Here is a 12606-nt window from a genome sequence, read left to right as displayed (position 1 = left end):
CGGCCGCCGACGGCCGCGGCGACCGCCGCCGCCAGCCGCTGCGTGGTCAACGCGCCGCCGCGCTCGCGCTCGCGCCGGATGGCGCGCGCGATGCGGCGCGACTGCGGCTCCTCGCCGTACTCGTAGATGATGCGCGCCAGCTCGGTCTCGTCGAGCGACGCGATCAGCTCCAGCGCGGTGGCGCCGTCGCTGCGGTCCATGCGCATGTCGAGCGGGGCGTCGGCGCGGAAGGAGAAGCCGCGGTCGGCCTCGTCGAGCTGGAGCGAGGACAGGCCGAGGTCGATGAGCACGCCGGCCGCCGGGCCCCTGCCCGCGCCGGTCACGATCTCCCCCAGCCGCCCGAAGGTGCCGTGCACGAGCGCGAAGCGCCCCGCGTGCGGCGCGAGGCGGCGCGAGGCGGCCTCGAGGATCTCGCGGTCGCGGTCGATGCCGATGAGGAACCCGTCGGGAGCGGTGCGCTCGAGGATGGCGGCGGCGTGGCCGCCGGCGCCCACGGTGGCATCCACCCAGAGTCCGCCGGGGCGGCAGCCGAGCGCGTCCACCGCCTCGGCGACCATGACCGGGTCGTGCACCTCGGCCATCGGCGCACGCTAGAACCCGAATTCGGAGAGCTTCGCGGCGATGGCCTCGAAGTTCTCCGTGGACTCGCGGTAGAAGGCGTCCCAGCGCGCCTTGCTCCAGATCTCGATGCGGTTGGCGACGCCGAGGAGCACCACGTCCTTCTCGAGACCCGCGGCCTCGCGCAGCGTGGGCGGGATCAGGATGCGGCCCTGCCGGTCGACGGGGCACTCCTGCGCGCCGGAGAAGAAGTAGCGCTCGAAGGCCCGCACGTCCTTCTGCAGCATCGAGAGGCCGCGGATCTTCTCCTCGAGCAGCGACCACTCGTCCGCGGGGAAGCCGGCGAGGCAGTTGTCGAAGTTGGTGAGGATGAGGATCTCTTCGCGATGCTGGCTGAGGATCTCGCGGAAGCGCGAGGGAACGCTGAGGCGTCCCTTGGCGTCCAGAGTGTGCTGATAGCGTCCCTTGAACATCGAACCTCCCAGGATTGGGCGGGAGCCCCACTTTCTCCCACTTCATCCCACTGGCGCGAGTGTACGGAACGCGATCGGTCGTGTCAAGAAAAAAAATGATTCTGCAATCGCTTGATATTGTAGCGTTATTTTATGCGCAATGCAAAGTGGAGCGAATTTCTGGCGCGGGCAGATCGGGATAGCGGCAATTGATCGAAAATCTCACGCAATAACGTGCGCTTCTCCTCCACGGACCGACGGGCAGCAGGTGCGCAGACTGCGGGACATGCGGCCTGCAATGAACAGTGGCTTCTGCCGCGACCTACCGCGTCTGCGTGCGGGCCCCGGCCCGGCGGCGCCTGTTCACTTGGTCTCGGCAATCGTGCAGATGCCCGCGGGGGCGGGGCACTGCCGGGCGTGCGCTGAGTTACGCGCTCGACCGCAGCCTGTCCGGCCCTGCGCTCGAAACGCATAACTCGCCCTTCGGGCTCAAACAATGCGTTTCGCCCTTCGGGACGCTCCGGTCCGAACGCTGCGGTTCCCTCGCGCTCCACGATGCGCGCGCCCGACAGCGCCCCGCCCCCGCTCAAGCCTGGGCCGACCCGGTGAACACGGCCACGGCCCGGGGGCGCCTGTGAACGGTCATAATGCGCCGGCCGCTTGCTGTGTCGGCTGAGTGTGGCCGGCGCATTGACAGTCGAGCAGCTGATGAGTGCCTGAGCGAACTGAAGGACGCAGGGCGAGACGGAAGTGAACAGGCGCCCGCGGGCCGTGGCCGGCACGGTCCCGCCGCAGGGAGAGCTACGTCAGCTTCGTGATGCGGTTGGCCGCGTCGACGAGCGCCACGCGCGGCTTGAACCCGACAATCTCGGTCTCCGCGAACAGCCCATAGTTCGCGATGATGATCTTGTGCCCGTTCTCCGCCAGGTGCGCCGCCGCGCCGTTGACGCAGATCGTGCCGCTGCCGCGCTGGCCCGCGATGGCGTACGTCTCGAAGCGCTCGCCGTTCGTCACGTTGTAGACCTGCACCTGCTCGTTCGGCAGCAGCCCCACGGCGTCCATGAGATCCTGGTCGATGGTGATCGACCCCTCGTAGTCGAGGCTGCGGTCCGTGACGGTGGCCCGGTGGATCTTCGCCTTGAGCAGCACCCGCATCATCGACGCGCGGCCTTCCTCGCGGGCTCGGCCTTCTTCGGGAATGCCACCGTCTTCGCCGTCTTCGGCGTCTTCGGCGCCTTCGGCGCAGGCTTCGGCGCAGGCTTCGGCGCAGGCTTCGGCGCAGGCTTCGCGGCCGCCTTCAGCGCAGGCTTCGGCGCAGCCTTCGCCACCGCCGGCGCACCGGCCGCGACCGCTGCCTTGCCGCCCTGCCGGCCCTCGTCCTGCCGGTGGTTCAGCTCCCGCAGGTCGATCAGCGCGTTGTCGATGAGGCGCGCACGCCCCACGCGGACGGCCAGCGCGACGAGGGTGCGCAGTTCCACGGCGTCGAGATCGTGCAGCGTGTCGGGGTGGCAGACGGCGATGTACTCGACCTCCGCGCCGGGCTGGGCGCGGATGACCTCGCGCAGGTTCGAGATGATCTTCGCCGCGGAGCGCTCGCCCTTGGCGATGATCCGGCGCGCCACCTGCAGCGCCTGCTGCAGCGAGAGGGCCGCCGGCCGCTGCTCCGGCGTGAGATAGGCGTTGCGCGATGACAGCGCCAGCCCATCGGCGTCGCGCACGGTCGGCACGTCGAGGACCTCGACGTCGAAGTTCAGGTCGCGCGCCATCTTGCGCACGATGAGCAGCTGCTGGTAGTCCTTCTGCCCGAACCAGGCGTGGTGCGGCTGCACGATGTTGAGGAGCTTGGCCACGACCGTGGCGACGCCGCGGAAGTGCGTGGGCCGCGCGCGGCCGCAGAGCCGGTTCGAGAGGTCCTCGACCTCGACGTGCGTGCGGTGACCCGGCGGGTACATCTCGGCGGCTTCCGGCGCGAACACCGCCGCGACCCCGAGCTCCCGCAGCTTCGCCACGTCGGCGGCGAGGTCCCGCGGGTAGGCCGAGAGGTCCTCGCGCGGACCGAACTGCGTCGGGTTGACGAAGATGCTCACGACGACCGTGTCCGCCTTCTTCCGAGCGGCCTTCACGAGCGCCAGGTGCCCCGCGTGCAGGGCGCCCATCGTCGGGACGAGCGCGACCCGGGCGCCCCGCTTGCGCGCCTCCTGGCTGAAGCGCCGCATCTCGGCGATGCCCTTGACGACCCTAGTCGTAGCTGTGTTCTTCATCAGGAAAGAGCCCTCCCCGAACCTCGTCGCAGTACTGCCTGAACGCCCTCGCCGCCTCACCGCCGCAGTCGCCGTAACGCTTCGCGAACTTCGGCCGGTGGCCGCCGTAGAGACCGAGAAGGTCGTGCGCGACGAGCACCTGCCCGTCGCAGCCGGGGCCGGCGCCGATGCCGATCGTCGGCACGCGCACCGCCGCGGTGACCCGCGCCGCCAGCGCCCGCGGCATCCCCTCGAGCACGATCGCGAACGCCCCCGCCGCCTCGAGCGCCTGCGCCCCCTCGACGATCCGGCGCGCGCCCTCCTCGTCACGCCCCTGCACCCGGTGGCCGCCCATGGCGTGGACCGACTGCGGCGTGAGGCCGAGGTGCCCCATGACCGGGATGCCCATCGCGACGATGGCGGCAGCCGCGTCGGCGACGTCGGCGCCGCCCTCGAGCTTCACCGCCGCGGCGCCGCCCTCCTTGACGAAGCGCCCGGCGTTGCGCCGCGCCTCCTCGAGGCTGACCTGGTAGGAGAGGAAGGGCATGTCGCCGACGACGAGCGCCCGCGTCGCGCCGCGGACGACGGCGCGCGTGAAGACCAGCATCTCCTCCATGGTCACCGGCAGCGTCGAGTCGTAGCCGAGGGCGACCATGCCGAGCGAGTCGCCGACGAGCAGCACGTCGACGCCGGCCTCGTCGGCGATCCGCGCCAGCGAGTAGTCGGTCGCCGTGACCATCACGATGCGCTCGCCCGCGGCCTTCCTGGCCCGCAGCGTCGCGACCGTGACCTTCGCCGGGGCGCTCACTTCTTTCGCACCGATCGCGGCGGCGTGTAGTACTCCGTCCCCCGCTTGGCGTGCAGGATCTGGTTCGCCAGGTCGTCGAGGTCGCCGGGGTTCTGCACGAAGTCGATGACGTTCGTGTTGATCACCAGCAGCGGCGTCGCCGAGTAGTGGAAGAAGAAGTGGTTGTAGGCCTGGTTGAGCTCCTCGAGGTACTTCTGCGACAGGTGCTTCTCGTAGGCGCGGTTGCGCCGGGCGACGCGCTCGAGCAGCACGTCGGTGCTCGCCTGCAGGTAGATCACCACGTCCGGGCTCGTGACCCGGGGCTTGAGCAGTCCGTAGATCTGCTCGTAGAGCGCCAGCTCGTTGTCGTCCAGGTTGAGGTAGGCGAAGATCCGGTCGCGGTCGAAGAGGTAGTCGGCGACGACCGACTGCTGGAACAGGTCCTGCTGCGCCAGCTCCTGCTGCTGGCGGTAGCGCGAGAGCAGGAAGAAGAGCTGCGCCGGGAAGGCGTGGCGGCGCGGGTCGTCGTAGAAGCGCGGGAGGAAGGGGTTCTCGTCGGCGGCCTCGAGGATGCGGCGCGCGGCGAAGCGCTTGGCCAGCAGGTTGACGAGGCTGGTCTTGCCGACGCCGATCGGCCCCTCGATGACGATGTACCTGCCCTTCTCGGGCGGCGACGCGCTCACGCTTGTCCTCCCCGGCACAACGCGCCCGCGGGCGCCCACGCGCCCCACGGCCGCACCTGACTGTCGTCTTTCAGCCCTGCGAGGAGGCCGGCGATCGTCCGCCGGAGCCCGGGGTGCACCGCCCGCGGCGCGATCTCGGCCAGCGGCTCGAGCACGAAGCGCCTCAGATGCATGCGCGGGTGCGGCACCTCGAAGCCCCGCTCCAGGACCACTCTCCCCCCGTAGAGCACCAGGTCGATGTCGATGAGGCGCGGGCCGTTGCGAAACGGGGTGCTCTTCCCCAGTCGCGCCTCAATTCCCTCCAGGCGACGGAGCAGTTCCCGGGGCCCGAGCTGCGACCGCAACTCCACCGCCCCGTTCAAAAAATCGCGCTGCGCAGTATAGCCCACGGGTGCGGTGCTGTAAAGGCGGGAGACGGCAACGACCCGGATCGCGGGCTCCGCGGCGATGAGCGCGAGCGCCCGGCGCAGGTTGTCCGGCCGCCGTCCGACGTTGGAGCCGAGGGAAAGGAAGACGCGTTCGCGGCCGGGACGGCCGCGGCGGCTTGACGGGTGGTTCTTCGCGGGCATGGCTGCCAAGATTATAACGGATTGATTCTAAAATGGTATTCGAAACATGACTTCAGCGCTCGATGTGCGGCCCGGCGCTCTTCTCGGCCGGATCGCTGCTGCACCGACCCGGAAGGAATATTCATTATAATGTCTTGTCGCGCGATCCCACATTGCCTCACTGCTGCCATTACTCGTGCCGGAGGGGGCGGGGCGCCGGCGGGCGGCCGCTGAGCTGCGCGCTCGACCTGGGCCTGTCCGGCCCTGCGCTCGAAACCTGTAACTCGCCCCTGCGGGGCTCAAACAACAGGTTTCGCCCTTCGGGACGCTCCGGTCCGAACGCCCAGGTTCCCTCGCGCTCCGCAATGCGGCCACCCGCCGGCGCCCCGCCCCCTCCTGTGCTCATGACGATGCAGTTCCGAGGGTGGGCACCGGATACGACCCGTCCCGCCTTTGCCCAGCCGGGCGCTCAAAACGGTCCGGATGCAAGGCGCACGACGAAGTGGATGCTGAGGCGGGCTGGTGCCCGCCGCAGGCAGACACGAGGAGTGCAACGCCGCAGACGGGCCGTTTTCAGCGCCCGGCTACAGCACCTTGCCGATGCGCTCGACGGCCTCCTCGAGCCGCGGCGCGTCCACGGTCAGCGCGAAGCGGACGTACCCCTCGCCGTGCTCGCCGAAGCCGTTGCCGGGCGTGCAGACCACGGCGGCCCTCTCGAGCAGCAGCGACGAGAACGACTCGGAGGTGTGCCCCGTGGGCACCTCGCACCAGACGTAGAAGCTCGCCTGCGGCTTCTTGAGCTTCAGGCCGAGCCGGCGCAGCCCGCGGTAGAGCACGTTGCGCCGCCTCTGGTAGAGCCGGCGCATCTTCTCGACGGGCTTCTGGTCGCCGGTGAGCGCGGCGATCCCGGCGTCCTGGACGGCCCCGAAGGCCCCGGAGTCGACGTTGGCCTTGATGTGCCCGAGCCCCTTGACGACGCTCGCGTTGCCGACCGCGAACCCGATGCGCCAGCCGGTCATGTTGTAGGTCTTCGAGAGCGAGTGGAACTCGATGCCGACCTCCTTGGCCCCCTCGACCTCCAGGAAGGACGGCGGCTTCGCGCCGTCGTAGTACATCTCCGAGTACGCCGCGTCGTGGCAGACGATGACGCCCGTGCGGCGCGCGAAGTCCACGACCTTCCGGTAGAACTCCAGGTCCGCGACGGCCGCGGTCGGGTTGTTCGGGTAGTTGAGGAACAGCAGCTTGGCCCGCCGCGCGACGTCGCCCGGGACCGCGTCGAGGTCGGGCAGGAAGTCGTTCTTCTTCGTCAGCGGCAGCATGTGGGGCACGCCGCCGGCGAGGATCGTCGCGGCGTTGTAGACCGGGTAGCCGGGGTTCGGCACGAGCACGACGTCCCCCGGGTCGAGGAAGGCGAAGGGGATGTGGCCGATGCCCTCCTTGGAGCCGATCAGCGTCAGCACTTCCGTCGCGGGGTCGAGCGTCACGGAAAAGCGCGCCTGGTACCACTGCGCGACCGCCGCGCGGAAGGAGAGCTTGCCGGTGTACGAGGGGTACTGGTTGTTCTCGAGCGCCGCCGCGGCCGCCTTCGCCTCCTTGACGATGTGCCTGAAGGTCGGCTGGTCCGGGTCGCCGATGGATACGTCGATGAGGTCGGCGCCCTTCGCCTTCGCCTCGGCCTTGAGGGCGTCGATGCGCGCGAAGAGGTAGGGGGGGAGCTTGGCGAGGTTCTGCGAGAGCCGCGGCGAGAAGTCGGTCATCTGGTCTCCTATTTCAGTCCGAGAACGTCCATCATGTCGTAGAGGCCCGGGACGCGGCCGACCACCCAGCCGGCGGCCCGCACCGCGCCGCGGGCGAACGTGTCGCGCGAGTGGGCCCGGTGCGTGATCTCGACGCGCTCGCCGAGGCCCGCGAAGATCACCGTGTGGTCGCCGACGATGTCGCCGCCGCGCACCGCGAGGATCCCGATCTCCTCGGGCTTGCGCTCGCCGACCATCCCCGAGCGCCCCGGCACCGCGACCTTGTCCAGGTCGCGCCGCAGCGTCTCGGCGATCACCTGCGCCATCTTCTTGGCCGTCCCCGAGGGCGCGTCCTTCTTGAAGCGGTGGTGCGCCTCGACGATCTCCACGTCGTAGGCGTCGCCGAGCACCGCGGCCACGTCCGCGAGGACCTTGAAGAGCAGGTTGACGCCGACGCTCATGTTGGGCGCGAACACGATCGGGATCTTGCGCGACGCCTTCTCGAGCGCCGCCAGCTGCGCCGCATCCATCCCGGTCGTGCCGAGCACGACCGCCTTGTCGAGGCGCAGCGCGGCCTCCACGTGGCGCAGCGAGGCCTCCGGCGCCGTGAAGTCGATGAGCACGTCCCCGGCCGGCAGCACCCGCTCGATCCCCTCCTCGATCACGACGCCCGTGGCGCGCGTGCCCGCCGCCACGCCCGCGTCGCACCCGAGCCCGGGGTGCCCCGCGCGCTCGAACGCCCCGGCGAGCGCGATCCCCGCCTGCCCGTCGAGCGCCGCGACGATCCGCTGGCCCATGCGCCCGCCGGCGCCGGCCACCACTGCGCGAACCCGCTCCATCGCGCGCTCCTTCAGCCGACGAGGCCGGCGGCCCGCAGCGCGGCCTCGAGCCGCTCGCGGTTCTTCTCGCCCATCGGGCAGAGCGGCAGCCGGAACTCCGGCACGATCCGCCCCATGATCCCGAGGGCGGTCTTGACGGGGATCGGGTTGGTCTCGATGAACATCGCCTCCGAGAGCGGGAAGAGCCGGTAGTGCGCGTCGCGCGCCCCGGCCAGGTCGCCGGCGAAGAAGGAGTCGCAGAGGCGCGCCATGAGCCCGGGCGCGATGTTGGAGACGACCGAGATCACGCCCTTGCCGCCGATCGAGAGCATCGGCAGCACGGTGAAGTCGTCGCCCGAGATCACCGTGATCGAGTCGCCGCAGAGCTCGATGATGCGGCTGGCCTGGCGCAGGTCCGCGGTGGCCTCCTTGATCGCGACGATGTTCGGGATCGCGGCGAGGCGCGCCACCGTCTCCGGCAGCAGGTTCACGCCCGTGCGCCCCGGGACGTTGTAGAGCACGATCGGGATGTCGACGCGCTCGGCGACGTGCGCGAAGTGGCGGAAGAGCCCCTCCTGCGTCGGCTTGTTGTAGTACGGCGTGATCAGCAGCGCCGCGCTGGCGCCGACCTCCTTCGCGTGCCGGGTCAGGCGCAGCGCCTCGCGCGTGGAGTTCGAGCCCGCGCCGGCGATGACGGGCACGCGGCCCCGCACGGCCTGGACGCAGACCTCGACGACACGGTCGTGCTCCTCGTGCGAGAGCGTCGCCGACTCGCCCGTCGTGCCGCAGGGCACGAGGCCGTCCGTCCCCTCCGCGATCTGGAACTCGATCAGCTCGCGGAAGGCCCGCTCGTCGAACTCGCCGTCGCGGATCGGAGTGACCAGCGCGGTCATGGAACCGGTGAACATCTCGCTCATCTCCCTTCCCGGCCCCGCCGCTTCGCCCTCGCGGGCGCGGCGGGCGCCTCCCAGAGCCTGCCCTCGTACACCACGTCGGCCCTCCCCTCGAGGAAGACCTCCGCGAACTCCCCCGCCCGGCGGCGGAAGTAGACCCGCAGCTTCTCGCCCCCGCTCGTGGTCACCGTCACCGGGCTGCTCACGAGCCCCGCGGCGGCCGCAACCAGCACCGTCGCCACCGAACCGGTGCCGCAGGCGTGCGTCTCCCCCTCGACGCCGCGCTCGTAGGTCCGCACCCGCAGCGCGTGCGGCCCCTCGACCCGGAAGAAGTTGACGTTGGCGCCCGCCGGCCCGAACGCCGCGTGGTGGCGCAGGGGCCGCCCCCACTCGGCAACCGGGACGCTCTCGAGGCTCTCGGCGTGCAGCACCGCGTGGGGAACGCCGACCACGATGAAGCCGGCCTCGACGGGGTTTCCGGCGATCTCGACGGGCACGGCCTCGCGGTACCCGGCCGGCGGCGGCAGCTCGAGCTTGACCCGCTCGCCGCGCACCTCGGCGCGGATGAGCCCGGCGCCCGTGAGAAAGCGCATGCGCGCGGGGGCGATCTTCCGCAGGAAGGCGAACCGCGCCGCGCAGCGCCCGCCGTTGCCGCACATCGCGGCCTCGCTGCCGTCGGCGTTGTGGAAACGCCAGGCGAAGTCCGCCTCGCGCGAGCGCTCGATGAGGATCAGCCCGTCGGCGCCGACCGAGAACCCGCGCGCGCAGAGGCGGCGCGCCAGCGCGGCACCCTCGCCGGCCGGGACGGCGCCGCGGCGGTTGTCGACGAGGATGAAGTCGTTGCCGCTGCCGCTCATCTTCCAGAAGGAAAGGGGCGCCATGGCGGGACTCCGGAGCGTGCTCCCCGTCACCGGGCGGCCGGCGCGCGGAAATCGAGCGGGCCGGCGGCGGGCGCGGCTTCGCCCCGCACGAGGTCCTCGTAGCCCTCGCGCGCGCGGATGACCGCGTACGAGCCGCCGCGGACGAGCACCTCCGCTGCGCGGGGCCGCGAGTTGTAGTTCGAGCTCATCGCGAAGCCGTAGGCGCCCGCCGAGAGCACCGCGACGCACTCGCCCGGCGGCACCGCCGGCAGCTCGCGGTCCTTGGCGAGGAAGTCGCCGGACTCGCAGATCGGGCCGACGACATCCATCTGCCAGCGCGTGCCCGGGGTCTTCGCCAGCGGCACGATGCGGTGATACGAGCCGTAGAGGCTCGGGCGCACCAGGTCGTTCATGCCGGCATCCACGATGAGGAAGCTCTTCGCGCTGGTGTACTTGCGGTAGATGACCCGCGCGATCAGCGCCCCGGCGTTGCCGACGATGACGCGGCCCGGCTCCGTGACGACCGTCGCGCCGATCTCGCGCAGCACCGGCAGGATCTCCGCCGAGAGCTGCCCCGGCTCGGGCGGCTCCTCCTCGTTGTAGTTGATGCCGAGGCCGCCGCCGATGTCGACGTGGCGCAGGTCCGCGCCGAGCGCGCGCACCTCGCGGACCAGCTCGGCGATCTTGTCGACCGCCGCGCGGAACGGGCCGACCTGCGTGATCTGCGAGCCGATGTGGCAGTGGATCCCCACCACGTCGACGTGACCGAGCGTGAGCGCCTCGCGGTAGGTCTCGAGGACCTTCTCGGCCTCGATGCCGAACTTGCTCTCCTTGAGCCCCGTCGCGATGTACTTGTGCGTGAGCGGGTCGATCGCCGGGTTCACGCGCAGGGCGATCGGCGCGCGCAGCCCCAGCTCCCCGGCGACGCGGTCGATCTGCCGCAGCTCGTCGAGGGACTCGACGTTGAACATGAGGATGCCGGCGCGCAGCGCCTCGGCGATCTCGCGCGCGGTCTTGCCGACCCCGGCGTAGACGATCTTCTTCGGGTCGCAGCCGGCGCGCAGCGCCCGGAACAGCTCCCCGCCGGAGACCACGTCCATCCCCGCGCCCCAGCCGGCGAGCAGGCCGAGCAGCGCCAGGTTCGAGTTCGCCTTGACGGCGTAGCAGGTCAGGTGCGGGACGTCGGCGAACGCCCCGTCGAAGGCGGCGAAGTGGCGCTGGAGCGTGGCGTGGCTGTAGACGTACAGCGGCGTGCCGCACTCCTGCGCCAGGGCGCGAAGCGGGACCTCCTCGCACCAGAGCTCGTCGTCGCGAACGTGAAAGTGGTTCATAGTAAAGTGAGATTTCGTATCACGCCGCGGCGCGGCCTGTCAAGAATCCCACACCCGACGCCGGAGAAAACGCATCACCGGGAAGGGCCCGGGCACCTGCTGCCTCGGTCCTGCGGGAGCGTCGTCCGGCACGTGGATTCGCTGCCCGCGGCCAGGCACGCGCGGGATCTTTCGTCCTGGCAAGGCCGCGACAAGCCCGCGAGGAGGCGTACTGGTGTACGCCGCACGAGCGAGGCGAGGAGCAACGCCGCTGGGGCGCGAAAGGGCCTCCCGGGAATTGGCTGGCCCGGCGCTTCGGGAGCGTCATCAGGCACGTGGATTCGCTGCCCGCGGCCAGGCACGCGCGGGATCTTTCGTCCTGGCAACGGACTGAAACGTGCTGCCTCGGTCCTGCGGGAGCGTCATTTCGTGTCCCAGCAAGGCAGGACCGCAGGTCGCGAGGAGGCGGCCTGGTGGCCGCCGCCGAGCGAAGCGAGGTCCAACGCCGCTGGGGCGCGAAAGGGCCTCCCGCAGCCCGAGGCCTAATGATGATGCGCGCCGGGGACGTGGCCGCCGGCGCAGACGTAGCGGACCCGCTCCCCGTCGGCGTAGAGCGTGCCGTCGGGGGCCTCGCCGAGGTACGCACCCTGCCCGGGCGTGAGGACGAGTTCCTCGTCGCCGAGCACGACGCGGGCCGTCCCCTCCACGACGAGCAGGATCTCCTCGTGGCCGGCGGCCGACTTCAGCGGCGCGCTGCGCCCGGGCTCGACGACGTTGTAGACGAGGTACGTGGTGCGGCTGCCGAGGGCGCTGGGGCCGACGATGTACTCCTCGCCCCGGCGGTGCTCGCTGATCGTGAACGCCTTCATCGTCCCTCCTGTCTCCTGTCCCCAATCTCGTCGACGTCGCGGCCCGAGAGCACGGAGCGCGGCGCCTCCGCCGTCACGTCCGAGCCGGGGCGCGCCGCCGCGTCCTTCTCCTTGATGAGCAGCCAGTTCGTCTTCTTCCCGCCGAAGCGCGTGCGCACGAGCGCGAAGCCCCCGCGCAGCTTCTCGCCCGCGATCTCGATCTTCACCGCGCCCTTCTCGAGCATCGCCTCCAGGCTCGCGTCGCCCTGCGGCCGATAGGTCCCGCGGTCCCAGACGATGACCGTGCCCGCCCCGTACTCCCCTGCCGGGATCGTCCCCTCGAAGGACGCGTAGTCGAGCGGGTGGTCCTCGACCTCCACGGCGAGCCGCTTCTCCGCCGGGTCGAGGCTCGGCCCCTTCGGCACGGCCCAGCTCTTGAGCACGCCGCCGGCCTCGAGGCGCAGGTCGTAGTGCAGGTGGCCGGCGTGGTGCTTCTGGATCACGTAGAGCCCCGCGGGGCCGCGGGGCGCAGCGGCCGCCCCTTCCCCGCCGGCCGGCTCGGGCGTGCGGCGGAAGTCCCTCTTTTTCCGGTAGTCCTTGAGCGGCACGCGGTCCCCTCCACTGGCGCCCGCCAGTATACGGCGAAACGCCGGCGGACGGCCACCATTCCGGCGGCGCGGCGCGAGCCCTCGCCCGCGGCTTGCGTATACTACCGGGCGTGAGCCGCGCGCGGGTGCCGATCCTTGTCGCATTCCTGCTTGCCGCAACCGCCGCGGCCTTCGGGGCGGTCGCCGGCCACCCCTTCATCCAGCTCGACGACCCGCGATACCTCCTCGACAACCCGGCCGTTCGCCAGGGGTTGACGGCGGCCTC

13 protein-coding genes and 1 pseudogene are annotated in these 12606 nt (G+C 71.0%); all 14 read right to left on the bottom strand.

From position 1 onward, the window contains the following. A partial coding sequence (gene rsmH / locus VI078_09190; GenBank protein HEY5999455.1) for a 16S rRNA (cytosine(1402)-N(4))-methyltransferase RsmH occupies positions 1–581 on the bottom strand: 581 nt, incomplete at its 3' end. Between the two features lie 9 nt (positions 582–590). Continuing rightward, positions 591–1031 carry a division/cell wall cluster transcriptional repressor MraZ gene (mraZ, locus tag VI078_09185; protein HEY5999454.1) on the bottom strand — a complete coding sequence of 147 codons (441 nt, stop codon included), beginning with the start codon at positions 1029–1031 and terminating at the stop codon, positions 591–593. 780 nt (positions 1032–1811) lie between these two features. Next, entirely contained in the window at positions 1812–2168 is a 357-nt protein-coding gene (gene panD, locus VI078_09180; GenBank protein HEY5999453.1) for an aspartate 1-decarboxylase, read from the bottom strand. Between the two features lie 236 nt (positions 2169–2404). After that, positions 2405–3271: pseudogene (gene panC / locus VI078_09175) on the bottom strand (pantoate--beta-alanine ligase). After that, complete coding sequence (gene panB, locus VI078_09170) at positions 3249–3989, bottom strand: 3-methyl-2-oxobutanoate hydroxymethyltransferase (GenBank protein HEY5999452.1); 741 nt, start codon at positions 3987–3989, stop codon at positions 3249–3251. Before panB ends, panC begins: the two are co-directional and overlap by 23 nt. Positions 3990–4054: 65 nt before the next feature. Continuing rightward, the gene (locus VI078_09165; GenBank protein HEY5999451.1) at positions 4055–4720 is read right to left on the bottom strand and encodes a deoxynucleoside kinase; all 666 of its coding nucleotides are present in this window, start codon (positions 4718–4720) and stop codon (positions 4055–4057) included. Continuing rightward, positions 4717–5289 (bottom strand): 2-amino-4-hydroxy-6-hydroxymethyldihydropteridine diphosphokinase, encoded by a 573-nt coding sequence (folK, locus tag VI078_09160; protein ID HEY5999450.1) that lies wholly within the window; start codon positions 5287–5289, stop codon positions 4717–4719. Before folK ends, VI078_09165 begins: the two co-directional genes overlap by 4 nt. A 563-nt stretch (positions 5290–5852) precedes the next feature. Continuing rightward, complete coding sequence (locus tag VI078_09155) at positions 5853–7025, bottom strand: LL-diaminopimelate aminotransferase (protein ID HEY5999449.1); 1173 nt, start codon at positions 7023–7025, stop codon at positions 5853–5855. Positions 7026–7033: 8 nt separating this feature from the next. Beyond that, positions 7034–7843, bottom strand: a complete 810-nt coding sequence (gene dapB / locus VI078_09150) for a 4-hydroxy-tetrahydrodipicolinate reductase (GenBank protein ID HEY5999448.1) — start codon at positions 7841–7843, stop codon at positions 7034–7036. 11 nt (positions 7844–7854) lie between these two features. Beyond that, complete coding sequence (dapA, locus tag VI078_09145; protein ID HEY5999447.1) at positions 7855–8730, bottom strand: 4-hydroxy-tetrahydrodipicolinate synthase; 876 nt, start codon at positions 8728–8730, stop codon at positions 7855–7857. A 5-nt stretch (positions 8731–8735) separates the two neighbouring features. Further along, positions 8736–9596 carry a diaminopimelate epimerase gene (dapF, locus tag VI078_09140; GenBank protein ID HEY5999446.1) on the bottom strand — a complete coding sequence of 287 codons (861 nt, stop codon included), beginning with the start codon at positions 9594–9596 and terminating at the stop codon, positions 8736–8738. A 26-nt stretch (positions 9597–9622) separates the two neighbouring features. After that, complete coding sequence (lysA, locus tag VI078_09135) at positions 9623–10906, bottom strand: diaminopimelate decarboxylase (GenBank protein HEY5999445.1); 1284 nt, start codon at positions 10904–10906, stop codon at positions 9623–9625. A 521-nt stretch (positions 10907–11427) separates the two neighbouring features. Continuing rightward, positions 11428–11754, bottom strand: a complete 327-nt coding sequence (locus tag VI078_09130; GenBank protein ID HEY5999444.1) for a hypothetical protein — start codon at positions 11752–11754, stop codon at positions 11428–11430. Further along, positions 11751–12341 (bottom strand): DNA polymerase ligase N-terminal domain-containing protein, encoded by a 591-nt coding sequence (locus VI078_09125; GenBank protein ID HEY5999443.1) that lies wholly within the window; start codon positions 12339–12341, stop codon positions 11751–11753. Before VI078_09125 ends, VI078_09130 begins: the two co-directional genes overlap by 4 nt. Positions 12342–12606: the final 265 nt, after the last annotated feature.

This window comes from bacterium, from assembly GCA_036524115.1.
Classification (GTDB): Bacteria; JAUVQV01; JAUVQV01; order JAUVQV01; family DATDCY01; genus DATDCY01.
Note: the sequence above shows the minus strand (reverse complement) of the source record. Positions and strands in the feature narration are given on the sequence as shown.